This window comes from Pantoea sp. GbtcB22, assembly GCF_019091025.1.
GTDB lineage: Bacteria > Pseudomonadota > Gammaproteobacteria > Enterobacterales > Enterobacteriaceae > Pantoea > Pantoea leporis.
In genome coordinates this window covers 1-229 of sequence record NZ_JAGXKB010001052.1, presented here as the reverse complement: position 1 = coordinate 229, position 229 = coordinate 1, and the positions used below count along the sequence as shown (strand labels likewise).

At 57.6% G+C, this 229-nt stretch carries 1 pseudogene; it reads left to right on the top strand.

Annotated elements, in window-relative coordinates:
* A pseudogene (locus KVT28_RS27470) lies at positions 1-229 on the top strand (3-deoxy-7-phosphoheptulonate synthase); the annotation flags it as partial.

The following is a 229-nucleotide window of genomic DNA, read 5'->3' as shown; positions in this document are numbered from 1 at the left end:
ATCGGCCAGTTTATTGGCGACCTGATCAGCTGGGGCGAGATTGGCGCGCGTCCCACCGAAAGCCAGATTCATCGTGAAATGGCGGCAGCGCTCTCCTGTCCGGTCGGTTTCAAAAACGGCACCGACGGCAACGTGCAAATTGCGGTCGATGCGATTCGTGCCGCGCGTGCCAGCCACATGTTCCTGTCACCGGATAAAAACGGTCAGATGACCATCTATCAAACCAGCG